Source organism: Kribbella voronezhensis, from assembly GCF_004365175.1.
Lineage (GTDB): Bacteria > Actinomycetota > Actinomycetes > Propionibacteriales > Kribbellaceae > Kribbella > Kribbella voronezhensis.
Genome location: NZ_SOCE01000001.1, coordinates 718,179 through 744,105 on the forward strand (window position 1 = coordinate 718,179; position 25,927 = coordinate 744,105).

The 25,927-nt window shown below is 68.5% G+C and carries 19 protein-coding genes; 11 read left to right on the forward strand and 8 right to left on the reverse strand.

The genetic code is table 11. The features are described from left to right. Window positions 1–11: 11 nt before the first annotated feature. The 11 genes from EV138_RS03190 (at window position 12) to EV138_RS03240 (ending at window position 11,983) form a co-directional block, all read left to right on the forward strand. A complete protein-coding gene (locus EV138_RS03190) occupies window positions 12–755 on the forward strand; it encodes an SCO2322 family protein (RefSeq protein ID WP_133976948.1) in 744 nt (247 codons plus the stop codon). Then, entirely contained in the window at window positions 756–1,853 is a 1,098-nt protein-coding gene (locus EV138_RS03195) for an energy-coupling factor transporter transmembrane component T (RefSeq protein ID WP_133976949.1), read from the forward strand. It abuts the gene before it with no gap. Continuing rightward, a complete protein-coding gene (locus tag EV138_RS03200; protein ID WP_133976950.1) occupies window positions 1,850–3,460 on the forward strand; it encodes an ABC transporter ATP-binding protein in 1,611 nt (536 codons plus the stop codon). The genes EV138_RS03195 and EV138_RS03200 overlap by 4 nt, the downstream gene beginning before the upstream one ends. After that, complete coding sequence (locus EV138_RS03205) at window positions 3,457–4,269, forward strand: ECF transporter S component (RefSeq protein ID WP_133976951.1); 813 nt, start codon at window positions 3,457–3,459, stop codon at window positions 4,267–4,269. Before EV138_RS03200 ends, EV138_RS03205 begins: the two co-directional genes overlap by 4 nt. Then, window positions 4,262–4,969, forward strand: a complete 708-nt coding sequence (locus tag EV138_RS03210; protein WP_133976952.1) for a bifunctional adenosylcobinamide kinase/adenosylcobinamide-phosphate guanylyltransferase — start codon at window positions 4,262–4,264, stop codon at window positions 4,967–4,969. The genes EV138_RS03205 and EV138_RS03210 overlap by 8 nt, the downstream gene beginning before the upstream one ends. Next, window positions 4,966–5,898, forward strand: a complete 933-nt coding sequence (gene cobS, locus EV138_RS03215; protein WP_133976953.1) for an adenosylcobinamide-GDP ribazoletransferase — start codon at window positions 4,966–4,968, stop codon at window positions 5,896–5,898. Before EV138_RS03210 ends, cobS begins: the two co-directional genes overlap by 4 nt. A gap of 170 nt (window positions 5,899–6,068) precedes the next feature. Beyond that, on the forward strand, window positions 6,069–7,259 hold the full coding sequence (locus tag EV138_RS03220) for an ROK family transcriptional regulator (RefSeq protein ID WP_133976954.1): 1,191 nt from the start codon (window positions 6,069–6,071) through the stop codon (window positions 7,257–7,259). Window positions 7,260–7,360: 101 nt separating this feature from the next. Next, window positions 7,361–8,434, forward strand: coding sequence for a substrate-binding domain-containing protein (locus EV138_RS03225; protein WP_112240150.1), 1,074 nt, complete (start codon window positions 7,361–7,363; stop codon window positions 8,432–8,434). Between the two features lie 75 nt (window positions 8,435–8,509). Next, window positions 8,510–9,325, forward strand: coding sequence for an ATP-binding cassette domain-containing protein (locus EV138_RS03230; protein ID WP_112240148.1), 816 nt, complete (start codon window positions 8,510–8,512; stop codon window positions 9,323–9,325). Next, window positions 9,322–10,617, forward strand: coding sequence for a sugar ABC transporter permease (locus EV138_RS03235; RefSeq protein ID WP_133976955.1), 1,296 nt, complete (start codon window positions 9,322–9,324; stop codon window positions 10,615–10,617). Before EV138_RS03230 ends, EV138_RS03235 begins: the two co-directional genes overlap by 4 nt. Window positions 10,618–10,768: 151 nt before the next feature. Further along, window positions 10,769–11,983 (forward strand): low temperature requirement protein A, encoded by a 1,215-nt coding sequence (locus tag EV138_RS03240; RefSeq protein WP_133976956.1) that lies wholly within the window; start codon window positions 10,769–10,771, stop codon window positions 11,981–11,983. A 1-nt stretch (window position 11,984) separates the two neighbouring features. Here EV138_RS03240 and EV138_RS03245 read toward each other — a convergent pair whose 3' ends face one another. From EV138_RS03245 to EV138_RS03280, 8 genes are all read right to left on the reverse strand, one after another. Further along, a complete protein-coding gene (locus tag EV138_RS03245; RefSeq protein ID WP_133976957.1) occupies window positions 11,985–14,849 on the reverse strand; it encodes an AfsR/SARP family transcriptional regulator in 2,865 nt (954 codons plus the stop codon). Between the two features lie 86 nt (window positions 14,850–14,935). Beyond that, complete coding sequence (locus EV138_RS03250; protein ID WP_133976958.1) at window positions 14,936–15,997, reverse strand: ABC transporter ATP-binding protein; 1,062 nt, start codon at window positions 15,995–15,997, stop codon at window positions 14,936–14,938. Window positions 15,998–16,005: 8 nt separating this feature from the next. Further along, the gene (locus EV138_RS03255; protein ID WP_439648958.1) at window positions 16,006–17,196 is read right to left on the reverse strand and encodes an ABC transporter ATP-binding protein; all 1,191 of its coding nucleotides are present in this window, start codon (window positions 17,194–17,196) and stop codon (window positions 16,006–16,008) included. Continuing rightward, window positions 17,193–18,185, reverse strand: coding sequence for an ABC transporter permease (locus EV138_RS03260; protein WP_133976959.1), 993 nt, complete (start codon window positions 18,183–18,185; stop codon window positions 17,193–17,195). The genes EV138_RS03255 and EV138_RS03260 overlap by 4 nt, the downstream gene beginning before the upstream one ends. 94 nt (window positions 18,186–18,279) lie before the next feature. Then, a complete protein-coding gene (locus EV138_RS03265) occupies window positions 18,280–20,037 on the reverse strand; it encodes an ABC transporter substrate-binding protein (RefSeq protein ID WP_133976960.1) in 1,758 nt (585 codons plus the stop codon). Between the two features lie 41 nt (window positions 20,038–20,078). Beyond that, window positions 20,079–21,086: an ABC transporter permease gene (locus EV138_RS03270; RefSeq protein ID WP_133976961.1), complete on the reverse strand. Its 1,008-nt coding sequence runs from the start codon at window positions 21,084–21,086 to the stop codon at window positions 20,079–20,081. Window positions 21,087–21,486: 400 nt separating this feature from the next. After that, window positions 21,487–22,767 (reverse strand): AfsR/SARP family transcriptional regulator, encoded by a 1,281-nt coding sequence (locus tag EV138_RS03275; protein WP_133976962.1) that lies wholly within the window; start codon window positions 22,765–22,767, stop codon window positions 21,487–21,489. Further along, complete coding sequence (locus EV138_RS03280) at window positions 22,764–25,568, reverse strand: AfsR/SARP family transcriptional regulator (protein WP_166678475.1); 2,805 nt, start codon at window positions 25,566–25,568, stop codon at window positions 22,764–22,766. Before EV138_RS03280 ends, EV138_RS03275 begins: the two co-directional genes overlap by 4 nt. Between the last annotated feature and the right edge of the window lie 359 nt (window positions 25,569–25,927).

Genomic DNA, 25,927 nt, shown 5'->3' on the forward strand with positions numbered 1-25,927 from the left:
ACAGACGACAAATGAGTGCACACCGGACCGTACGACTGGTCCTCAGCCTGCTGGCGGGTCTCCTGCTGGCGGGGACCGTCACCACCACAGCCAACGCGGAGGACGGCTTCCGCTTCTGGGGCTACTACCAGTGGAGCGGTGGCCAGTGGGCCTTCGCGCAGAAGGGCTCGGACGGCGTCGTACCGAAGGACGGTGCTGTCGAGGGCTGGCGGTATGCCGTCGGCGGCGCCAAGCCGCGGGTGCCCCGCGCTGCCGGTGACTTCCAGGCGATCTGCGGTACGACGCCGGTCGAGTCGGGCAAGAAGCGGGTCGCCCTGGTGATCGACCCCGGGACGCAGGCCGACTCGGCCAGCGGTCAGGCGCCGCCGGCCGCGACCGGAACCTGCGTGGTCGCCGATCCGGCTGCCACCGGCGCGAAGATCCTCGCCGCGGTCGGACCGGTCCGGATCGAGAAGGGCCTGACCTGCGGCATCGGCGGCTACCCGGAGACGGGCTGCGGCCAGCCGCTGAAGAACATCAAGGTCCCTGCGACGGACGACCCCGTTCAGCTGCAGATCCAGGCACCGGTCGGCTCGACACTCATCCCGACTGCCACTCCCGGCGCCAACTCGCCCACCACCACGCCGGTCAAGCAGGACGACGACAGCGGTGCGCCCTGGGCGGGCATCATCATCGCGGCGGTCGTCGTCCTTCTGCTGGCCGGTGGCGGCCTCGTCCTGAGCCGCCGCCGCAGCAGTCAGCACGTAGGCCAGTAGGTGCGCGCCGTCCACCACCTCACACTCCCCCGGGCTTTGCACCCGGGGGCTTGGTGGTTGTGGGCGCTCGGCCTCGCCGTGGCCGCCAGCAGGACCCGCAACCCGGTCCTGCTGGTCCTGATCCTCGCCGTCGCGGGCTTCGTGGTCGCCGCACGCCGCAGTGACGCACCCTGGGCCAACAGCTACGTCGCGTTCCTCAAGCTCGGCCTGGTCGTCATCGGCCTGCGCATAGTGCTCCAGGCGCTCCTTTCCACCCGCTCACAGGGCAACACCGTCCTCTTCACGCTTCCCCAGATTCCCTTACCGGATTGGGCGAACGGCGTGAAGCTTGGCGGTGAAGTGACCGCCGAAGCCCTCCTGACAGCGCTGTACGACGGGGGCCAGCTCGCCGTGATGCTCTGTTGCATCGGCGCGGCCAACGCGCTGGCCAGCCCGCGCAGGTTGCTCAAGTCGTTGCCTGGGGCCCTCTACGAGATGGGGGTCGCCTGCGTGGTCGCGCTGACCTTCGCTCCGCAACTCGTCACCGACGCCAGACGGATCCGCGGTGCGCGGCGACTGCGCGGCCGCACCAGAGGTTCCTTCCGTACTACGGCAATGCCCGTACTGGAGGGCGCTCTGGACAGGTCGGTCGAGCTGGCCGCAGCGATGGACTCTCGCGGCTACGGCCGCACCGCACAGGTCCCGCGTCGACAGCGCAGGATCACCGGCGGCTCTGTGCTGCTAGGCCTGCTGGGCATCGCACTGGGCGTCTACTCGCTGCTCACAGACGCCATGGCCTTCCCAGTAGCCGCTGCGGCCCTCACCATCGGTTTGCTTCTTGCTGTCGCAGCCATGGCCGTCGGCCGCCAGCGAGTGACCAGAACCCGCTACCGCCCGGATCCGTGGGCACTCCCCGAATGGCTCGTCACAGCAGCAGGAGCCGCCGCAGCAGCAACCATGATCGTTGCCGCCGCTCGCGGAGTGAACGGCCTCGTACTGGCAGGCCCGCTGGTGGTCCCGCCCGTCCCTGTCGTCCCGGTCATCGGCCTGTTGATCGGCCTCGCTCCGGCCTTCGCTGCACCTCCACTGACCCGACGCGTAGAGCTGGTGCCCGCATGATCGAGTTCGACCGCGTCACAGTCACGTACGCCGGCGCCAAGGACCCCGCGATCCGCGACGTGAGCTTCACCGTTCCGGAAGGCGAACTGGCGTTGGTGATCGGGCGCACCGGCTCCGGCAAGTCCACCCTGCTGCGAACCATCAACGGTCTCGTCCCGCACTTCACCGGCGGCACGCTGGCCGGCCGGGTGCTGGTGAACGGCCGCGACACCCGCGAGTACCGCCCGCGCGATCTGGCCGACGTGGTCGGCATCGTCGGCCAGGACCCGATGGCCGGGTTCGTCACCGACACGGTCGAGGACGAGCTTGCCTACAGCATGGAATCTCTCGGTGTCGCTCCGGACGTGATGCGCCGCCGCGTCGAGGAGACCCTCGACCTGCTGGGACTGGCCGATGTCCGCGACCGCGCCCTGACATCGCTGTCCGGTGGTCAACGACAGCGGACTGCCATCGGCGCAGCGCTCACCTCGCACCCCGCAGTACTGGTTCTGGACGAGCCGACGTCGGCGCTGGATCCGCAAGCTGCCGAGGAAGTGCTGGCCGCGCTGCAACGTCTGGTACACGACCTCGGCGTCACTGTGGTGATGGCGGAGCACCGGCTCGAGCGGGTCATCCAGTACGCCGACCGGGTGATCGAGGTGCCCGGTGGATCGACTGCCGTGACCACCGGCCTCCCGGTCGACCTGATGGTCAGCGCGCCCGTCGCCCCGCCTGTCGTCGAACTGGGCCGCCTTGCCGGCTGGTCTCCGCTGCCACTGTCGGTTCGCGACGCCAGACGTGCCGCAGTCGCGCTCAGAGGACGGCTGGCCGACCACGCTCCGCTCCGGCCGGTCCCGGTCGAGGGCCGTGAGCTTGCCAACTGCAACGACCTGGTAGTGGCCTATGGCAACGTCACTGCGCTGCGCGGAGTCTCCCTGACCATCAAGGCCGGCGAGATCGTTGCCCTGATGGGTCGCAACGGAGCCGGCAAGTCGACGTTGCTGAACGCACTGGTCGGCCTGGTCACCCCACGCTCCGGTACTGCGACGGCGGCCGGCGCCGACCCACGGCGTACGCGTCCCAAGCAACTCGTCAAGGCAGTGGGGCTCGTACCGCAAGAGCCCGGGGACCTCCTGTACGCCGCGACGGTGGCGGACGAGTGCGCGGGAGCCGACTCCGATTTCCGGGTGCCTGCGGGAAGCTGCCAAGCACTGCTGAACCGCCTGGCCCCCGACATCGATGACCAGCAGCATCCCCGCGACCTGTCGGAAGGGCAGCGCCTTTGCCTCGCCCTCGCAGTCGTGCTCTGCGGCGCTCCCCCGCTGCTGTTGCTGGACGAGCCGACCCGCGGCCTGGACTACGGGGCCAAGCGCCGCCTGGTGGAGATCCTGCGGGAACTCGCAGCAGCCGGCCACGCGGTCGTGCTGTCGACCCATGACGTAGAGATGGTCGCCGAGGTGGCCACTCGCGTCCTGGTCCTGGCTGACGGCGAACTGGTGAGCGACGGCGAGACCGCGACCGTCATAGCGGGCTCACCTGCCTTCGCACCACAGGTGGCGAAGATCCTTGCCCCGCTGCCGTTCCTCACAGTCGGCGAGGTTGCCACCGCTCTGGACCGCGCCTCATGAGACTGATCCGCCTCAAGCCACGCAGTACGGCGACGCTCGTGCTGGCGTCTCTGGTCGGCTTACTGGCCTTCGGTTGGCCGCTGTTCTGGCACAGCGCACAGGGTGGCGAATCGGCGCTCGGGCATACGACGGACGCTCCCTGGTTGTTCGTCCTGCTACTGCCGCTGCTGGTGGCCGTAGTACTGGCAGAGCTTGCCGAGTCGGCTATCGACGCCAAGGTGATCTCTCTGCTCGGCATGCTGGCAGCGGTGAGCGCTGCGCTCCGCGCGCTCGGCCCTGGGACGGCAGGGCTCGAGCCTGGATTCTTCCTGTTGATCCTGGCCGGGCGTGCCTTCGGTGCGGGCTTCGGGTTCGTGCTCGGTTCGCTGTCGCTGCTGGCGGGCGCCCTGATCAGCGGTGGGGTCGGGCCGTGGATGCCCTTCCAGATGTTCGCCTGCGCGTGGGTGGGCTGCTTCGCGGGCTTGCTCCCCCGCCTCGGCGGCCGGCTGGAAGTGCTGCTGCTGGCCGCGTACTCGATGGTCGCCGGTGTCCTCTACGGCCTGGTGATGAACCTGTGGTTCTGGCCGTACGCGACCTTCGGCAGCGACTTCTCCTTCGTCCCCGGCGACTCACTCCTGGACAACCTGCACCGGTACTTCCTGTTCGTCGTAGCCACCTCACTGGGCTGGGACATCCCCCGCGGCATCCTGTGCGCAGTACTGGTCCTCGTCCTCGGCCGGCCGATCCTCAACGCGTTCCGCCGGACAGCACGCAAGGCGGCCTTCGACGTACCGGTCGTCTTCGAAGCCGGGAACCGCAGCGATGGCTGAACTCGTCACCGGCCCCGACGGCGCACTGGTCGACGGCGTCCTGCGTCTAGGCGCCGACGGCATCGTCGCCGTCGAGGGCTACGAGGTGACGACCACCCGTACGCCGGACGGTCTGCGCTACGACATCCGTACGCCGGGCGGCGAGCGCCTCGCCTGGACCGCACCGACCACGACGGGCCACCGGACCCTCGTCCTGGGCGGGGCGCGCTCGGGCAAGTCGACCGAGGCCGAGCGTCTCCTCCACGACCACCCGGACACCGTGTATGTGGCGACCGGCTACACCGGAACAGCTGACGACCCGGAATGGGCCGAGCGGATCGCCAGGCACCGCGAGCGACGACCGGCGACCTGGGGTCTGGCAGAGACCGTCGATCTCGTGCCGCTGCTGGCGACGGACGGGCCGCCGTTGCTGATCGACTGCCTGACACTCTGGCTCGCCAGGGTGATGGACGACTGCGAGGTCTGGACTGACCACGCCGGGGTGCCCGATGTGGAGAGCCGGATCGCACAGCTGGCAGCCGCGTGGTCACAGACGCCGCGACTAGTGGTTGCCGTCAGCAACGAGGTGGGCTCGGGCGTGGTCCCCGCCGACGCCGGCACACGCCTCTACCGCGACCTGATGGGCCGCCTGAACGCAACCATCGCCCGCCGCTCCGACCACGTCCTCTGGTGCCTCGCAGGACGGACCATCCCCCTATGACCACCGAGAACGCCACTCCAGACCCCGACCCGGACAACGCACCCACCACCGGCGACGAACCTCCACGACTCAGCACCGGCGACGAGCTACCGTCCCTGGGCACCGGCGACGAGCCGGCCGTTCACGAATCCGGCGACGCGGCGAGGCGGCGGCGGTGGAGTGACGGGTGCCGGCTGGCGGTTGGGACCTTGTCGGTGTTGCCCGCGCCGATGCCGCGTGTTGTTGATCGCACGGTGGCCGGGAAGGCGATGGTGCTCGCTCCTCTGGTCGGGTTGTTGCTGGGCGGCATCGCGGCGGCTGTCGTGGCCGGCGTACATGCACTGCAGCCAGGCGCCCCGCTGCTGGCCGCAGTACTGGGCGTTGTGGTTCTAGTGGCGCTGTCCGGCGCACTGCACCTCGACGGGCTGGCCGATACCGCGGACGGGCTGGGCAGCCGGCGGGACCGCGAGACGATGCTGCGGATCATGAAGCAGAGTGACATCGGCCCGTTCGGCGTCGTTGCGATCGTGGCCGTGCTGCTGATCGACGTCGCCGCCCTGACAGCTTGCATCCAGGCAGGTTTCGGCTGGCAGGCGATCCTCATCGCCGCAGTCGCCAGCCGCCTGACCCTCCCCTGGTCCTGCCGCACGACCGTCCCGTCAGCAAGACCCGACGGCCTAGGCGCCATGGTCGCCGCCACGGTCCCTGCCCTCGCCGTACTCATCACCACCGCCCTCGCCCTCGCCGCAGTCACCCTCACGACCTACGCCAGCCGCGGAGACGTTCAGCTTGTTGGTGGAGCGTTCGCTGTCGTCGTCGCGATCGCAGTCGGCCTGCTGATGATCCGCCGGGCGAGAACAGCATTCGGTGGCATCACCGGCGACACCCTCGGCGCCACCGTCGAACTCGCCCTCGCCGCCGCCCTGCTCACCCTCGCCGTAGTCACCTGACAGACTCGCTCGGCGGCGCTGCGGGGTGCTGACCGGTGGGTGCATTACTGTCCTGCCGGGGGCTGGGACGGACAGGACCGAGCGTAACGACGAGGACACATGGCGATCACTTTCCGGGTGGGGACAATCCGAGAGGCCGCGAAAGCGCCGCGATCCGTTATCTTTATGTAATGAACGCAACCCGCCCCGCGCCTGGCTCGCAGGCTTCGCTCCGCGAAGCCAACCGCGAGCGCGTTCTGGGGGTTGTCCGCCAGCACGGCCCGCTGACGCAGGTCGAGATCGCCGCCGCCTCCGGGCTGTCCGCGGCGACCGTGTCGAACATGGTCAAGGAACTCGACCAGGCCGGCCTGGTCGGACTCTCCCGCAGCATCCGCAACGGACGCCGCGCAGTACTGGTGTCGTTGGCTTCAGGTGGCGGCCTGCTGGCCGGCGTCGCCTTCGGCGAGCGTGATGTCCGCGTCGCGATCGCGTCCGAGAGCCGCGAGATCCTCGCCCAGCAACTGATGCCTTTGCAGGCCGACCACGTCGCCGACGACGGGATGGAGCGCGCGGCCCGGCTGCTCGCGGACCTGGCCGAGACGGTCGGCGCGGGTGTCGAGGACATCGGCGCGATCGGCTTCGGCCTGCCCGCCCCGGTGGATTCCGTCAGCGGCCAGGCCGGCTCTGACGCGGTCCTGCCGGGGTGGCGCGGCGTCAACGTCGCCGAGGCGATGGCCGGCCACCTCCGCGCCCCGGTCGTCCTGGACAACACCGCGAACCTGGCCGCCCTCGGCGAGCTGCGGGCCGGCGCGCTCCGCGGCGTACAGCACGGCTGCTACCTCAAGTTCTCGTACGGCGTGGGCGCCGGCATCGTGCTCGGCGGCGAGGTCTTCCGCGGCTCGGCCGGTACGGCGGGCGAGATCGGCCACCTCACCATCGACGAGAACGGCCCGATCTGCCGGTGCGGCAACCGCGGCTGCCTCGACACCTTCGTCGGCTCCCGGGCGTTGCTCAGCAGCCTCGCCGCCTCACATGGCCCACTCCGCCTGCGCGACATCATCACCCGGGCACTGGCCGGTGATCTCGGCTGCCGCCGGGTGATCGAGGACGCGGGCCGCCGGGTCGGCGTGGCCGTCGCCGGCCTGGTGAACCTGTTCAACCCTGAGGTCATCGTGGTCGGCGGCAAGATGGCCGAGGCCGGCGACCTGATCATGATCCCGCTGCGCGAGGCCCTGGACCGGTGCGCGATCCCGAGTGCCGCCGCGACCGTCGAGTTACGGCCGGCTGAACTCGGTGACGAAGCCGATGTGCTCGGTGCCATCGAGTTGGCATCGGTACTCAGCCACGCCCGGGCCGCCAAGCCGGCGGAGACAACCGTGTAACAACGATATGTCTATTTCTTGAATTCAAGCCTTGACGTCAAGGCCGGTTGTGACCTTGACTCTGCTCAGGCCTACTCGGGCCCTCACGTCAAGGAGTCGCTATGTCCGTGTCACCAACCCGTCTGCTCGGCCTCGGCATCGCCGTCACCGCCGTTGCCCTCTCGCTGGCCGCTTGTGGGTCGGACGACAAGTCCGACGCGGGCGGCAGCAAGTCCGGTAACAAGATCGCGCTGCTGCTGCCCGAGTCGAAGACCACCCGGTACGAGAGCCTCGACCGGCCGCTGTTCACCGCGGCCCTGAAGACCGACTGCGCCGACTGCGAGCTGATCTACAGCAACGCCGACCAGGACGCGGCCAAGCAGCAGCAGCAGGCCGAGGCCGCGCTGACCCAGGGCGCCAAGGTGCTCGTGCTCGACCCGGTCGACGGCAAGGCCGCCGCCGCGGTCGTCGCCGCCGCGAAGGCGCAGAACGTTCCGGTCATCGCCTACGACCGCTTCATCGACGGCGCCAACTACTACGTCTCGTTCGACAACGAGACGGTCGGCAAGCTGCAGGCGCAGACCCTGGTCGACACCTTGAAGGCGGCCGGCAAGACCACCGGCAACCTGGCCGTGATCAACGGCTCGCCGACCGACCCGAACGCGGCCGACTTCAAGAAGGGCGCGCACAGCGTGCTCGACAGCAGCGGCTACAAGGTCGCCGCCGAGTTCGACACCCCGGACTGGAGCCCGGACAAGGCCCAGGCGTGGATGGAAGGCCAGCTCAGCGCGATCAAGAACGGCCTCGTCGGCGTGTACGCCGCCAACGACGGCACCGCCGGTGGCGCCATCGCGGCCCTCAAGGGTGGTGGCGTGAAGCCGCTGCCGCCGGTCACCGGTCAGGACTCCGAGCTCGCCGCGATCCAGCGGATCGTCGCCGGCGACCAGGCGATGACGATCTACAAGGCCGTCAAGCCGCAGGCCGAGGCCGCCGCCAAGGCAGCCGTCGCGCTCGCCGGTGGCGGCAAGGCCGACTCGACCAGCGACTTCAAGGGTGTTCCCGCGACGATTCTGGACCCGATCGCCGTCACCAAGGCCAACATCAACGACACTGTGGTGAAGGACGGGATCTACAAGGTCACCGACATCTGCACCGCGTCGTTCCAGGCAGCCTGCGCAGCCGCCGGCCTCAAGTAAGCCCGTTCCGGTGTGTGTCCCTGTCCCGGGGGCATACACCGGAACTGTGTGTCGTAAGCCTCAGGAGGCTGATCAATGACTGTCACTCCCACCCCTGCAACAGTGGGCACCGGCACGGTGCTGTCGCTGCGGGGCGTCTCGAAGCGGTTCGGCGCCGTCCAGGCGCTGAAGAACATCGAGCTCGACGTCCGGGCCGGCGAGGTGCTCGCGCTGGTCGGCGACAACGGCGCCGGCAAGTCGACGCTGGTGAAGACCATCGCCGGCGTCTACACCGCCGACGACGGCTCGATGGTGTTCGACGGGGCGGAGGTGCGAGTGGGCAGTCCGGCCGAGGCACAGCAACTCGGCATCGCCACCGTCTTCCAGGACCTGGCCCTGTGCGACAACCTCGACGTGGTCGCGAACCTGTACCTCGGGCGCGAACTGCGCAACGGCAAGGTGCTCGACGAGGTGGAGATGGAACGCTCCTCCTGGGAGCTGCTCCGCCAGTTGTCCGCCAAGATCCCGAGCGTCCGGATCCCGGTGGCCAGCCTGTCCGGCGGTCAGCGGCAGACGGTCGCGATCGCCCGCAGCCTGCTCGGCCAGCCCAAGGTCGTCATGCTGGACGAGCCGACCGCGGCCCTCGGCGTCGCTCAGACCGCCGAGGTCCTCAACCTGGTCGAGCGGCTGCGCGAGCGCGGGCTGGCGGTCATCCTGATCAGCCACAACATGGCCGACGTGATGGCGGTTGCCGACCGGGTCGCCGTCCTGCGGCTCGGCCGCAACAACGGTGTCTTCACGGTCAGCGAGACGAAGTCGCAGGACATCATCGCCGCGATCACCGGCGCCACCGACAACGCAGTCTCCGAGCGCGCGGCGCGCCGGACCCGGCAGGAAGGTTCCGCATCATGAGCACCCCGGTCGACGGATCGAAGGCTCCCGTGCAGGACACCGTGCCGGAAGCGCAGGAGGCGGCGGCACTGCCCGCCGACCTGCAGGACGAGCGCCTGATCGCGAGCAACGGCGTCAGCGGAGCGATCTCCGCCTTCACCTCGCGGCTGCGGTCCGGTGACCTCGGGTCGGTGCCCGTGGTGGTCGGCCTGGTCATCATCTGGGCGGTCTTCCAGATCGCCAACAACTCCTTCCTTTCCAGCCGCAACCTGGTCAACCTGACCTTGCAGACGACGTCGGTCGGGGTCATTGCCCTGGGCATCGTTCTTGTCCTGCTGCTGGGTGAGATCGACCTGTCCGTCGGTTCGGTCAGCGGACTGGCCGGTGCCGTGCTCGGCGTGACGTTCGTCAACAAGGGCTGGCCGCTACTGCTGTCGCTGGTGGTCTCGGCCCTGCTCGGCCTGGTGATCGGCTTGTTCTACGGCGCGTTGTACACCCGCTTCGGGGTGCCCAGCTTCGTCATCACGCTGGCCGGCCTTCTCGGCTTCCTCGGTCTCCAGTTGCTGGTCCTGGGCAAGGAAGGCACGCTGAACATCCCGTTCGACTCCGGCATCGTCAAGTTCGCCACCCAGAGCTTCCTGTCGCCGGCGCTGGCCTACGGGCTGGTCGTGGTGGTCGTCGCGGCGTACGCGCTGAGCCGGCTGCGCAACCGGGGTGCCCGTGCGGCCGCGGGCTTGTCCACGGCGCCCACCGCGATGATCGCGATCAAGGCGGCCGCCCTCGCGTTGGTGCTGTTGATCCCGGTTCTGGTCCTGAACGGCGACCGTGGTGTCTCGTCGATGTTCCTGCTCTTCGTCGCGTTGGTGCTGGCCACCGACTTCATGATCCGGCGGACCCGCTGGGGCCGTTCGGTGGTGGCGGTCGGCGGCAACGTCGAGGCGGCCCGGCGAGCCGGTATCAACGTGCGGTTCATCTATCTGTCGGTCTTCGCGGCCTGTTCCACCTTCGCCGCCGTCGGTGGCATCCTGGCCACCGCCCGGCTGATCGCGGTGAACCAGAGCACCGGTGGTGGGGACACCAACCTGAACGCGATCGCTGCCGCCGTCATCGGTGGTACCAGCCTCTTCGGTGGCCGCGGTTCGGCGTACTCCGCACTGCTCGGCGCGCTGGTGATCATGTCGATCTCCAACGGCCTGGCGCTGCTCAGCCTGGACTCCAGCGTGCGCTACATGGTGACGGCCGGCGTTCTGCTGGTCGCCGTCACGATCGACTCCCTCAGCCGTCGCAGCCGGCAGGCGCACGGCCGGGCGTAACCGACCCGGTGGGCCCTCGTCAGACCCCTGCTCGGCGAGGGCCCGCCGTTCCACCTCAGTAACCCCCCCGTACGACGGAGGCGTCGCTCCCCGCCCGGAGCGACGCCTCCGTTGCCTTGTGCCCCGATCGGCATGGGCCAGAATGTGGACCATGAGCATTCGCCGGGCGTCGATCAAGGCGCAACCGACCACCGAAGACCACGCCGTCACCACGCTGGAACTGTTCTTCGACCTGGTCTTCGTCTTCGCGCTGACCCAGATCACCGCGCTGATGGCGCACGACCTGAGCTGGCAGGGCGTACTGCGTGGCCTGTTGCTGATCGGGCTGCTGTGGTGGAGCTGGATCGGGTTCTCCTGGCTCTGCAACCTGGTCAAGGCCGACGAGGGATCGGTCCGCGGCGTGATGGTCGCCGCGATGGCGGCGATGTTCGTGATCGCCCTGGCCATCCCGGAGGCGTTCCACGACCTGCCCGGCGGCCTGCCCGGTCCGGTGGTGATCGCGATCGCGTACTTCGTCTTCCGCGCGATGCACCTGTGGTTGTTCTGGCTGATCGCCGACGGCGACGCCGGACTGCGCCGTACGCTGCTCAGGTTCGCGCCCTCGATGCTGGCCGGTACGGCGTTGCTGCTGATCGCCTCGCAGTTCCACGGCAACAACCAGACGCTCTTCTGGGCTCTCGCGCTGGCCGCGGACTACGGGGGCACCTATCTGATCGACGCCCGCGGCTGGCGGCTGCGCTCGGCGGCCCACTTCGCCGAGCGGCACGGCCTGATCGTCATCATCGCGCTCGGCGAGTCGATCGTCGCGATCGGCGTCGGCGTCACCGACCTGCCGATCTCCTGGCCGATCCTGCTCGCCGCCCTGCTCGGACTGATCGTCTCCGCGGCCCTGTGGTGGATCTACTTCGACGCCACCGCGCAGTACGGCGAACAGGCGCTCGCCTCCGAGCCGCTGGAGACCCGGCCGAAGCTGGGCCGCGACGCCTACACCTTCCTGCACTTCCCGATGGTGGCCGGCATCGTGCTGCTCGCGCTGGGGCTGAAGAAGGTGCTCGAGTACGTCGGCGACAGCGAACACCACCACCTGGACGACCCACTCAAGGGCATCGGCCTCTACGCGCTCTTCGCCGGCGTCGTGCTCTATCTGCTCGGACACGTCGGCTTCAAATGGCGGACCACTCACCGGCTCGGCGTGAGCCGCCTGGTGACGGCAGCACTCTGCCTCATCGCGATCCCGGCCGTCGGCCACCTGCCGGCGCTCGCCGAGGTCGCAGTACTGGCTGCGCTGCTGTCGTTGCTGGTCGCCTTCGAGGCGGTCCGCTATGCCCGCGAACGTGAGGAACTACGGCACGGCGCCCACGAGTAGCTCAGCGCCGGTTCGCGGGGTCGCGCGGATCGTTGTCGAGCTGGTCGCGGATGAACTGCTCGACCGACTTGTCGCCGGAGGCAACGACCTCCTCGATCAGCTGGAGCCGAATCCGGCGGCCCTCGGCGTAGTCACCGGCCGCCATTGCGATGTCGGCTTCGGCCAGGCCGATCCGGAGCCACAGATAACGGCTGGCTGTCTCGGCGTACAGGGCCTTCGGCTGGGTCAGCAGCGAGCGGGCCTCGTCGAGCCTGCCCTGCTTGGCCGCGATGGCCGCCCGCAGGGAGTTGGTCTGGGCGGCGCCATGGTCGTTGGACAACGCGCTGAATGTCTCCACCGCCTTCGTGAGCTGCGCCTCGGCAGCGTCGTACTGCTCGACCTCGGCCTGGACCTCACCGAGCACCACCCGGGCTTCGGCTTGCACGTTGCTGTCCGGCGGCGCGAGGCCGATGGCCTCTTCACCCCAGCTGATGGAAGCGTCGTAGTCCTTCAGCTCCGCGGCGACGTGCATCAGGTCGCGCAGTACGAAGAAGCGAAGGTGCTTCGGGCCGTCCGGCCGGTCGATCAGGGCGAGCGCGGCCAGGCCGTGCTCGCGACTGTGCTGATAGTCGGCCAGCTGCACCGAGGCCATCGCGATCTGCAGCTCGGCGCGGGCCTGCAGGTCGAGTGAGCCGGTCTGCTCGGCGAGCCCGCGCAGCCGCTCGCCCTCGCTTCGGCGCTCGGCCGGAGGCACTACCCGATACGTATGCCTGGCCAGCTCGATCCGGACCAGGAGCTCCAGCGGACCGGTCTCGGCCAGCACATCCCTGATGGTGGTCAGCAGGTCGTTGCGCGCTTCGCGCAGTTCCCGAACACCCAGGTAGCCGATCAGCAACAATCCGATCGTGGCCGCGAGCTCCGGGGCTCCGCCGACAAGGGCCGAGCGCGCGGCTGCATCGACCAGTCCCCAGCTGGATTCGAACCACCGGATCGCATCGGCCTCGATCGCCTCCTCCGCATCCGGTAGCACCGGAGCCGGCGGTGTCCGCAGATGAGCGGCGGTGGTCCAGCCATGGTTGACAGCCGAGTTGGCCAGCGCCGTCAGCCGATGCACCGCTTCGAGATAGCGTCGCATCGGTTCGGCGGAGTCTCCGGCGCGGGCGAGCTGCTCGGCGGCGTACGAACGGACCAGCGCGTGCATCTTGTAGCGCCGGAACGGTTCCAGGCCGGCGAGCTCGACGAGGCCGAGGTCGACGAGCTGATCGAAGGCGGCGGCCCCGGCCGGTTCGTCGCAGTCCAGCAGCGGTGCCGCCACCCAGACGGGGAACTCGGTCACGCCGACCAGCGACAACCGTGCCAGCAGTTCCCTGGTCCGCGGCTCGGCCAGGCTGAGGCTGCGGTGCAGACTGGTCCGTACTGCGAGGTCGCCGGCCACCATCGAGTCCAGCCGCGCCTCGTCGTCGGCCAGCGCGCCCGCCACCGCCGGCAACGCGTCGTCGCCGGACAGGGCCAGCCGCGAACCGATGATCCGGAGCGCCAGCGGCAGACCCGCGCAGGCACCGGCCACGGTCGCGATCGCAGCCTGGTCCCGCAGCGAGCGGCCGATCAGCCTGACCAGCAGGTCGTTGCCGGTGGCATCCTCGAGCGGCAACACCTGCCGATGAGTCGCCTTCTTCAACTCTGGAAGGGATTTCCGGGACGTGACGACCGCTGCGCAGCGCGGTCCGGACGGGAGCAACTGTTCAACTTTCTGGGCATCGAGCGCGTCATCGAGGACGACGAGCAACGCCCGGTCGGCGGTCCGCTCCTGGAAGAGCCGGATCCGATCCGCCAGCGAGTCCGGGACGGCCGGCGGCGGAACTCCCACTGCCCGCAGCATTCGACCGAGCAGGGTCCGGGCCGGCACGGCCGCTCCCCCGACGTCCTGCAGCCGGGCGAACAGCTGACCATCGGGAAAGGCCTCCGCCACGAGATGCCCGATCCGCGTCGCCGCGGCGGACTTCCCGACCCCGGCCGCACCCCACAGACAGACGACCGCGGCCTCTTCCCGCCCTCGATCGGTCAACACCCGTACGCCGTCCGCCAGCAACTCGTCCCGCCCGACCAGCAGCGAGACGTCCACCGGCAGCTCGCGCGGCGTCGTCGGATCGGCGGTCGACCTGACCGGGCCGAGCGGGTCGTCGCGAAGGATCGTCAGGTGCAGCCGCCGCAGCGCCGGGGCCGGATCCAGTCCGTACTGATCGGCCAGCCGCTCCGCCAGGTCGGCGTACGCGGTCAGTGCTTCCTGTTTGCGTCCGGTCCGGTACAACGCGGTCATCCAGGCGATCACGAGCCGCTCGCGCAGTGGATCGGCCGCGACCAGGCGCGCCAGCTCGGGCACCAACTGCTCGTACTTGCCGGCGGCGAGATCCGCGTCGATCCGGTCTTCCAAGGCGGTTGTGCGTTCCTCCTCGATCCCGGCACACAACCGCGCCCGGATCGGCTCCGAAGTCACCTCCCCCAGCGGCTCGCCCCGCCAGAGCCCGAGCGCCTCGGCGAGCGCGGCGGACCGCAGTACAGGATCCTTCAGAGCCCGCGCTCGGGCGGTCTGCTGCCGGAACCGCCCGAGATCGACGGCCTCCGGCGCCACCCGTACGGCGTATCCGGAGCGGCTGCCCTCGATCGGCACACCCGCCTTGCGCAACCGCGAAACGTACACCTGCAAGGCACTTCGCGCCCGCGCCGGCGGATCCTGCGGCCACAACAGATCGACCAGCTCGTCCACCGGCAGCACTTCATTTGCCCTCAGCAACAACACCGCGAGCAGCAGCCGCTCCTGCCGCCGCGGCAACCCCACCGGCCGGCCACCGTCCCGGACTTCGACTGCCCCCAGCAAACGAAACTCCATCCCCGAACCTTAACCAGTCCAGCGGACCGCCGGGACGGACGAGAGCCGCCCGGCCAGGTGGTCGGGGCGGCTCTCGGACAGCTGGATCAGGCCGTGGCGGCGGTCAGGTCGACCTTGGGCTCGGCGAAGTGGCAGGCGGCCGCGTGGCCGGGGCCGGACTTGGCCTGGGCGACCAGCGGCGGTTCCTGGGTGGCGCAGATGTCCTCGGCCTTCCAGCAACGGGTCCGGAACCGGCAACCGCTCGGCGGGTCGATCGGCGACGGTACGTCGCCGACCAGGCGGATCCGTTCCTTCGGCGGGACGCCGCGGATCGTGCCGAGGTCAGGAGCCGCCGACAGCAGCGCCTGGGTGTACGGGTGCTGCGGGGCGCCGTAGATCTCGTCCCGCGTTCCCTGCTCGACGATCTTGCCCAGGTACATCACCGCGACCCGGTCACAGAAGTGCCGGACCACACCGAGGTCGTGCGCGATGAAGACGAAGGCGATGCCCAGATCGCGGCGCAGGTCCTCCATCAGGTTCATCACCTGGGCCTGGATCGACACGTCGAGCGCGGACACCGGCTCGTCGGCGATGATCACCTCGGGCTCCACCGCGAGCGCCCGGGCGATCCCGATCCGCTGCCGCTGGCCACCGGAGAACTCGTTCGGGTACCGGTTGTGGTGCTCGGGGTTCAGGCCGACCCGTTCGAGCAGTTCCTGGACCCGCTCCAGTTCCTTGCCGCGCTTCACCAGGTTGTGCACGCGCAACGGCGTACTGATGATGTTCGACACGGTCTGCCGCGGGTTCAGCGAGCTGTACGGGTCCTGGAAGACGATCTGGAGCTGGCGGCGGAACGGCCGCAGGTCCTTCTCCTTCATCTGGGCGATGTCGGTGCCCTTGAAGATGATCTGGCCCGCGGTCGGCGTCAGCAGCCGGGTGATCATCCGGCCCGTCGTCGACTTCCCACAGCCGGACTCGCCGACCAGCCCGAGGCTCTCGCCGGCCTTCAGGTCGAAGTTGACCCCGTCGACGGCCTGGACCAGTTTCTTGGCTCGGCCGAGGCCGGCGGCCTCCTTGATCGGGAAGTGCATCTTCAGGTCGCGGACCTGCAGCAACGCAGGCTCCGTGCCGCCGGTGGTCGCATCCACGGGGCGCACTGTCTTGCTCATGTCTCTCCTCAGCCCAGTCTCGGTGCGACCTCGGCCTCGTAGATCGAGGCCTTGTCGTGCAGGTGGCAACGGGATGTGTGTGCGCCAGCGCCGTCGACCGGCAGCAGTTCCGGCAGGTCGGTGATGCAGCGCTCGCCCTTCACCCGGTCCTTGTACGGACAGCGCGGGTTGAAGGAGCAACCACTGGGCAGGGCCAGCAGGCTCGGCGGCAGGCCCTTGATCGGGCGCAGTCGCTCGGAGGCGGCCGACACGGTCGGGATCGACTCCAGCAGACCCCACGTGTACGGCATCCGCGGCCGGGCCAGCACGTCCTCGGCCGTGCCGTACTCGACACAGCGGCCGGCGTACATGACCAGGACGTCGTCGGCCATCTCGGCCACCACACCCAGGTCGTGGGTGATCAGCACGATCGCCGAGCCGAACTCCTTCTGCAGGTTGTTCAGCAGATCGAGGATCTGTGCCTGCACGGTGACGTCCAGCGCGGTGGTCGGCTCGTCGGCGATCACCAGCTTCGGGTCGTTGACCAGACCCATCGCGATCATCGCGCGCTGCCGCATACCACCGGAGAACTCGTGCGGGTACTGCTTGAACCGGCGGATCGGGTTCGGGATGCCGACCAGGTCGAGCATCTCCAGGGCGCGCTTCTTCGCGACGTCCTTCGACACCTTGTGGTGCACCCGGTAGGCCTCGGAGATCTGGTTGCCGACCGTGTACAGCGGGTGCAGCGACGACTGCGGGTCCTGGAAGACCATCGCGACCGCGTCACCGCGGATCTTCATCAGTTCGCTCTCCGGCAGACCGACGATCTCGTCGCCGCCCAGCCGGATCGAACCGGTGATCCGGGTCCGCTTACGGTCGTGCAGGCCCATCACGGCCATACTCGACACCGACTTGCCCGACCCGGACTCGCCCACGATCGCCAGCGTCCGGCCGAGCGGAACGGCATAGCTCAGCCCGTTCACCGCGCTGACCACGCCGTCGGCGGTCGGGAACTTGACGGTCAGGTCCTCGACCACCAGGTACGGCGTCTCGCCGCTCGGGGTCAGCGCCGTCGAGCGGCGCTCGCGGGTCGCGATGGAGGGGTTGCGGGCGTCCCGCGCCACCTCGCCGTCGCTGGGTACGGTGCCGACCATGGTGTCCTGGCCAACCTTTCTGTCCTGGACGGCCTTGCGTCCCTCTTCGTTGGCAGGTGTCGTCACGCGAGCCTCACCCGCGGGTCGATCAGGCTGTAGGCGATGTCGACGATGAAGTTCATCATCACCAGGAAGACCGAGGCGACCAGCACCGTGCCCATGATCACCGGCAGGTCGTAGTTGTTCAGACTGTCGATCACCAGGTTACCCAGTCCGGGCAGATCGAAGATCTTCTCGGTGAAAATGGCACCGGCGAGACTGCCGGCGATGTCGAGGCCGAAGATCGTGACGACCGGGATCAGGCCCGAGCGCAGGGCGTGCTTGTAGGTGACCCTCCGATCCGACAGGCCCTTGGCGCGCGCCGTACGGATGAAGTCCTCGCTCAGCGTCTCCACCATCGAGCCGCGGGAGAACCGGGCGTACTGCGTGCAGTTGTAGATCCCGAGGACCAGCCACGGGGTGAGCAGACCGGCCACCCACTTGCCGGGATTCTCCGTCAGTGGCGTGTACCCACTGCGCGGCAGGATCGGATAGAGGATGGTGAGGTAGAGCGAGATCATCAGGGCCACGATGTAGTACGGGATCGAGCTCAGTACCAAGGTGCTGGTCATCAGCGCCCGGTCGCCCATGGTCCCGCGTCTCTTCGCGGCCATCGAGCCGACGAAGACACCGATCGTGAGGACGAGGACCGCGTACCCGGCCACCAGCGAGACCGTCACCGGCAGCCTGGTCTTCAGGGTCTCGTACACCGGCCGGTCGTTCTTGAAGGAGAAGCCGAGGCACGGCGCCGGGCACTTCTGCTTCACGCCGGCCGTCTCGAAGGTGCGGCCGGCGAAGATGCCCGCCGTGTACTCCGCGAACTGCTGGACCTTCGGGCGGTCCAGATGCAGGTTGCGCTTGATCTCGTTGTACCGCTGCTGGGTGCAGTTGCGGTCGCCACAGATCGCCGCCGCCGGATCGGTGGGGGCGACGAAGAACAACGTGAAGGTCGCGATCAGCGTGACCAGCACGACACTCAGCGCGCTGACCAGGCGGCGCGCCACGAAATAGAGCACGGGGCTTTCTCCTCACCGATGAGGGTGGTGACCGGACCGAGGGCCCGGTCACCACCCCTTCATTCAGAGCCGAACTTGTTGCTCAGGCGTTCGGTCAGGGCTGCTTGACGTAGATCGAGGTGAACTCGGGCATACCCTGCGTCACGTCGTTGATCACGTGGCCGAGGTTCTTCCCGATCGGGAAGTCCGAGGCGCTGTAGTACAACGGAATGGCCGGAAGGTACTTCTCGAGGATCATCTTGTCGATCTTGCCCCACTCCTTCAGCTGGGCGTTCGGGTCGAGCGCGGTGACGCGGTCGATCTCGGCGTCCAGCGTCTTGTCCTGGAGCTGACCGATGCTGTTGCCCAGGGCAATCGCGTCGGACTTGAACAGCACCGGGAACCAGCTGGTGCCGCTCGGCCAGTCGGAGCACCAGCCGGCCGGGGTCTTGCCGATGTTGACCGGAGCGTTCTGGTCACCGGTGTAGGTGCGGATCTTGGCCTTGGCGACACCGATGCCCTTGTACTTGAACCCGGCCGCCTCGAAGACCTGCTTGCGCAGCTGGAAGACCTGCGTCGAGATCTTGTCGTCGATCGAGTAGTACTGGCTGAGCTCGAAGCCCGACTTGCCGAGCGCCTGCAGCTTCGCCTTGACGTCCGCGGCGACCGCGGGGTCCTGGGCGCCCTTGCCGGTGCCGTTCAGGCCCGGCAGTTCGTACTTCTCGAAGCCGGGAACGGCCCGCGGCAGAATCGTCGAGGCAGGCGGCGAGTCGTTGGAGTTCAGACCCGCGACCTTGCGCCACGCGTCGTACGGGTAGGCCGCGGCGACCAGCTTGCGGACCTCCAGCGGGATCTTCCGGGTGTCCATCGGGAGCGTGATGGTGCACGGTCCGTCACCCTTGACCAACTGGCTCTGGTCCTTGACCTCAGGCAGCAGCGAGGTGTCGAGGTTGCTGTAGCTCAGCGCGTTGGCGTCCGGACCGTTGCTGGCCAGCACCTGACGCTGGGCCTTGATCAGGTCCTGGCTGAACTTGAAGTTGTAGCCGTCGACGTACTGGTGCCGCACCGGGTCGGTGTTCGGGTCCCAGTTCGGGTTCTTCACCAGGTTGAGCGAGGTGCCGGCGTTGTAGGACTGGACCATGTACGGACCGGTCGCCAGCGGCTTCTGCTCGTAGTTCTTCTGGGTGTCCTTGGCCTTCGGGATCGGCGTGAACAGCGGGAACGCCGCGTAGAACGGAAGGTCGTCGAACTTCTTGGCGAGGTGGATGACCAGGGTGTTCTGGTCCGGCGTCTCGACACCGGAGTAGTTGTCACCACCGGCGGCGTACGGGCCCTTGTACTTCTCGCCGTCCTTGAAGAACTGGATCTGGTACGTGGGTCCCGAGTCGTAGAGCTCGTGCGCGAAGGAGCGCTTGATCGAGTACGCGTAGTCCTCGGCCTTGACCGGGGAGCCGTCGCTGTACTTGATGCCCTGCTTCAGCTTGAACGTCCAGGTCAGGCCGTCGGCCGACTTCGTGCCCAGGTCCTCGGCGAGGTCCGGCACCAGGACAGGCTTACCGGTCTTCTCGTCCAGCTTGTACTGGGTCAGGGCCCGGTAGAACAGCTTGCCGATCTGGTTTCCGTCGACGTAGTAGATGTTCGTCGGGTCGAACGTGTCCGGCGTGACGTCGGACAGGATCGTGACGGTGCCGCCCTTCTTGGCACCATCGATCTCTGCCGCCGGCCCCTTGGCAGTCGGGTCGGTCGCCTTCTCCTGGGTGGTGCCCTCTTGGACCTTGCCACCACCAGAGTTGTTGTTCGACGACGGGCTGCCGCAGGCAACCGCGGCCAGCATGACCGTTGCCGCCACCGCGGTGATCCGTTTCCACTGCATTGTCGTGTTTCTCCTTTTCTGCCGCTGGGGCAATCGCCGTACTACCGGCGAGTCTTGGGGTCGAAGGCGTCGCGGACGGCGTCGCCGAGAAGGGCCATCGACAGCACCAGAGCGGTGATGCCGACCACCGGGAGCCACAAGAAGATCGGGTCCGCTTTGAACCAGTTCGTGGCAACCGCGATGGTCTGGCCCCAGGACGGAACCGGTTCGACCAGACCGACTCCGAGGAAGGAAAGACCTGCTTCCGCCGTCACATAGGCGGGCAGCGAGAGCGAGGCCGAGATGACGATCGGCGCCACCAGGTTGGGCAGCAGTTCCTTGAACAGGACCTGCCGGGTGGGCACCCCGATCGCCTTGGCAGCAAGCACGAACTCCCGTTCCCGCAGCGAGAGCACCTCACCGCGGATGATCCGGGCCAGACCGGCCCAGCCGAAGAACGAGAGGACGAAGATCAAGACGTAGAACCGGGTCGAGGCCTGTTCTTCCGGCGTCAGGTTGAACGACCCGCCGCGCATCGACTCCACGATCGGCACCAGCGCGATCGCGAAGAGCAGGTAGGGCAGGCTCAGGACGAAGTCGATGATCCAGGAGATGATCCGGTCGGTCCAGCCGCCGAGGAAGCCGGCCAGCAGGCCCGCGACCACACCGACGGCGGTGCCGAACAAGGTCGCCGAGAAGGCGACGATCAGCGACGGACGCGCGCCGTAGACCCAGCGGGCGAAGTTGTCCCGGCCGGTCTTCGGCTCGACGCCCAGCCAGTGCTGCGAGTTCGGGCCGGTGGTCGGGAAGCCGAACTCGTCCACCAGGTCGGTGTGGAACGCGTTGAAGGTCTGCCCCTCGAGCTTGGCCAGCAACGGCGCGAAGACCGCCACCAGGATGAAGAGCACGATGATGCCCACGCACACCATGGCCAGCTTGTCCTTGCGGAGCCGGTCCATTGCGATCCGGGTCGGAGACTTGCCGTGCGCGACCGTCGCCGCACGGACCGGCTCAGCCGACGCCGGGTGGTCCTCGACACCTACGGTCGAGTCAGGTGACCCAATACTCATTCGCGCTCCGTCAGCTCTGTCAGCCAGATTCAGGTGTTCTTGATCCGGCAGCGGTCTGTAGATCGTGCCGGCCATTTGGTCTTCCGAGCGGGCCCGAGTCAAATCCCCTTGACACGGCGATTCCCCCTCAACCGCGCGCTAGCCTGCCTGACACTGTGACACCAAACCAGCGGTGCCCGGCACCAGTGCACAAATCGTTACCGGAACGGGTACCGGACCGGAACATTTGTCTCCGATCGTCACGGTGAGCGACCAATACTTCGCGAAAAGCATCGGCACAGCACCGTCAGTGGCAATTTTGTGCCATATTGTCACGCAGGGTGTTGAATCTACAACCATCAGGTATATCGAGCCGCCGACGTCTCGCAATCCCGAATCGGGCCCGCTTCGTCCCGGTCGATCAAGCCCTCCGGAGGTCGGACCGGACTTCCCGTTGGACGGCGTCCTCGAGTCCGAGCAACGGTTGCTTCGCCGTGACGATCACCGCGCATCGCCCATCGGCCGGCAGCAGCGGCCGAAGCTGGCCCGCGTCTGCGGCCTCGTCCAGCACGAGTAGTACTGACCTGCCGGCCAGCCTGCTGCGCAGTACGCTCGCCCGCTCCTCGACCGAGGGCGGCCGGTCCGCGTCGTCGACCCCGAGCGAGCGCAGCAGGCTGCCGAGCACGGCCTGGGCAGGTACGGGTTCGCCTGAGCTGTCCTGGAGGCGGGCGAAGAGCTGTCCATCCGGGTACTCCCTCGCGACTTGATGCGCCAGCCTGATCGCCACCGCGGACCTACCGGCGCCGTACAGACAGACGACCGCCGGTACGCCGTCCGGCCGGCCCGAACGGCTCAGCTCAGCCATGAGCTCGCCCAGTAGCGCGCCATGTCCCCGTAGCGAGCCGTTGTCGGCGGGTAGCTGGTGGAGAGGCTGGTTCTTTGACTGCAGGTCCAGGGCAGAGTCCTGCCGCAAGATCGCCAACTGGAGTTCCTGGACGCTCTCACCGGGCGTTGTCCCGAGCTCGTCGGCCAGACGACGTACCAGGTCTGTATAGACAGCCAGCGCATCCGCCTGTCGCCCGGACCGGTACAGGGCCAGCATGTACGCCGACGCGATGGTCTCCCGGAACGGCAATGCTGTGCTGAGATCGGCCAACTCGGGCAGAAGGTCCTGGTGCCGCCCTAGCTCCAGTTCGGCGGCCACACGAAGTTCCTGCGCCTCCCAGCGAGCTTCGTCGAGGCCGGCAGCGAGCCGTCGGCGTACGTGCTCCTCCGTCACCTCTGCCAGCGCAGGGCCGCGCCAGAGCGCCAACGCATCCAGCAGCACCTTCCGGCGCCGCTCCAGATCCTGCGTCGCCTTCGCCTCCCGAACAAGCGCCTCGAACAGCTCCCAGTCCGTCCGCCCCGCAGGCCCCAGTACTGCGTACCCCTCGGCTCCACCCTCCAGACGGGTCTCCGGATCGACCTTGGCCAGCACAGCCCTCAACCGCGATGCGTACACCTGCAGAGCCCGCTTGGGATGGCCCGGCCCCTCCTCCGGCCACAGCAGCCCCACGAGCCGCTCGGCCGGCACCACCTTCCCCGGCTCGAGCAACAGAATCGCCAACAGCAACCGCTCCTGGCGCCGCTTGAGTTCAACCGGCCGGCCACCTGCCCGCAGTTGCACGGGTCCCAGCAACCGGTACTCGACGTCCGCGGTCATCGGTCGTGACCAGCGGGCTCGCCTTCAGCCGCCGCCTGCGCCTCGCTCAGCCGTTGCCGCAACTCGTCTTCGCGTGCCTCGTCCCCGGCTCTGATCGCCTCCCGCAGTCCGGTCTCGAGAGCAGGGACCGCTTCGTCGGGTCGGCCGAGGTCGAGCAGCACCTCACCCAGCTGGCCGACCGAGCCCGCTCTGTCGTGCTCCTGGCTCAGCTCGCCGTAGACGGCGATGGCGGCGCGAAAACGCTCGACGGCTTCGGCAAGCTGGTTGTCCCGGTAGGCCAGCACCGCGAGTTCATCGAGGATGTAGGCCTCCTTCCACTGGTTGCCGATCGATCGCGAGGACTGCAGGGCACTCTCCAGGTGCTGCCGTTGCCGATCGCGATCGTCCAGCGCCTGGTAGTGGAGGCTGACCACGAGATGAGCGCCCGCGGTGACCTCGCCCTGGTGCTCAGCCAGCCTGATCCCCCGGAGCCCGTGGTCGAGCCCCTCGGTGTGGCGGCCGAGGCCGTGGAGAATCTGGCTGTAGTTGTTCAGCGCGGCGAGTTCCGCGCGCGCGGCCTGGCAGCGCGCCAGCAGCGGAATCGCTTCCTGGTAGGCCTCGACGGCACCTTCGACATCACCGGAATAGGCGCGATAGATCCCCAGGTCCGACAGCAGAAGTCCTTCCGCCAACTCGTCACAGCTCTGCCGGGCGATCTCGAGCGCAACCGTCGCCCGGCGCAGCGCGTCCGGCCAGCATTCTCGCGAAAAGTTGTAGCTGGACAACCCGAGAGCCAGCGACAGCACACCTTCTCGCGTCGTTTCGCCGCAGTGTCTTCCCTGCAGGCACAAGGCGGTCAGTTTCGCGCCGGCGGCGTCCAGCCAGTCGAGGCCCTGCTCTCCTTGCAGGTTCTCCGGCACTTCGCCGGACTTCCGTCGGCCGGCTGCCCATTCCAGTCTCGCGGCGGTGGGATCACGGCCTTCCAGACAGTGCCAGGCGACCGCGGCGTACAGCTCGACGAGCCGCTCGATCACCCCGGCCCAATCGGTCGTCGTCAAGGCGGCCTCAGCCTGCTCCCGCGCGAAGGCCCACAGCAGGTCGTGCAGGCGATAGCTGCCCGGCGAGGGCGTCTCGAGGAGCTGGGCATCCACCAACCGCTCCAGGACGGTTTCGGCCGTTGTCTCGTCCATCCCGAGAACCCTGGCCGCCTCGAGCAACCGCAGGTGCGCGCCGTCCGGCACGCCGAGCCGGAGGAACGCTTCCGCGGCCCGGCGATCCACTGGGTCGGACGACCGCTCCAGGTGCTCCAGTGAACTGGCGAAGACGGTCCGGATACTCATCCCTTCCAGGCTGAGCTGGTCCAGTCGGCTGTGTACGTCGGTGACCCGCTCCACCAGGTGGCTGATCGGCCACGCCGGTCGGGAGGCCAGCCGCGCGCCGAGGATCCGGATCGCCAACGGCAGGTGCCCACAAGCGTTCAGCAGGGCGGCCGCGGCCTGCGGTTCAGCGGCCATCCGGGCGGGGCCGGCGAACTGCTCCAGAAGCTCGGCTGCTTCCGCGGCGGTCAGCACATCGAGCTGGAGCTGGGCAGCGTCCAGGCCCGGCAACGCCGAGCGGCTGGTGACGATGGCCGCGCTTGCGCCGAGCCCCGGCAGCAAGCCGTCCACAGCCGCTGATCCGGCCACATTGTCGAGGACGAGCAGGACTCGTCGCTCCGCCAGAATCGATCGGCAGCGGGCCGCCGCTTCGGATGGATCAGCCGGAATCTCGGTTCCCGCCACGCCCAGGCCTCGCAGCGCGATACCGAGCGCGTCGATCGGCGCCATCGGCTTCTCGGCGCCGTAGCCCCGCAGGTCGAGGAAGAGCTGGCCGTCCGGGAACAGGTCCGCGACCCGATGAGCCACCTCGACGGCCAGAGCGCTCTTCCCGACCCCGGCCATTCCGGAGATGGCGGAAACGACGACAACGGAACCCGCCGAGCCCTTCGCCCGGGCGGTCAGGAGCTCGGTCAGCGCATCGATCTGCGACTGCCGGCCGACGAACGTCCTCGGCGCGGGCGGGAGCTGACGCGGTACGGCGCCGGGCCGGTCGGTCAGCAGCGCCGGGTCGTCCTGCAGGATCGCCACCTCGAGTTCCTGCAGCCGAGGGCCGGGCTCCAGTCCCGTCTCTGCCCGGAGCGTCCGCTTCGCAGCTGCGACCAGTTCCAGTGCGTCCAGCCGGCGGCCGACGCGATAGAGCGCGACCAGCTGAGCGGCCAACAGACCTTCCCGGGTCGGGTGAACAGCCAGCAGGCCGGTCAGTTCGGGAACCAGCTCCGCACTCCGTCCTGCTTCCAGGTCCGCGTGGATCCGCTCCTCGAGCGCTGTCAGCCGCTCTTCCTCCAGCCCTGCGCAGAGCCGATGACGTAGCTCGTCGGAGGCCACGTCCGAGAGCGCCGGACCGCGCCACAGTTCGAGGGCCTGGCCCAGCAGTCGCGACCGTTCCGCGGCTTCCTGACCGACCGCGGCTCGTCGGAGCTCGCGGAAACGGTCAACGTCGATCGATGCCGGGTCGATGTCGAGCCGATAGCCCTGGTCCCGGCCCGTGATGCCGGCTTCGGCCGGTAGGGCCTTGCGCAGGCGGGAGACGTACACCTGCAGGGTCCGGTGCGGCTGGGCGGGGATCTCGTCCGGCCAGAGCAACTCGATCAGCCGGACCGCAGGGATCAGCTGATTGGCAGACAGGCCCAGTACGGCGAGCAGCAGGCGCTCCTGGCGGCGACCCAGCTGACTGACCTTGCCGTCGGCCACCACCTCCACGGGGCCAAGCAACCGGAGCTCCACGGGGGCAGCGTAGCTCGGTGGTAGGCGCTGGGTAACCGGGTTCCCACATGCTGCGACTACGTCGGCAGCAGCCGCCGTACGCCGCCCGGTCCACCGCTCATGGTGCCGCCTCGAACCGGAGGAACGATGTCTGCTCCGTGGTTGTCCTGGAAACTGTTCGCCGCAGCTATGGTGCTGATCGGTGGTGTGCTGCCCGGTGGCGCGGCGCAGGGCGGGACCGGTCGCGGGTGGTGCAACAGCGTTGTCAGCCTGCCCAGTGCGCATTGCCGTGGCGCTGCGCCCAGGTTGCGGGACAAGGTGCCCTCGCGGCCGCTGATGGCAGTCGGTCGTTCGCGGCGGCGGGCTCGCCGCCGCGAACT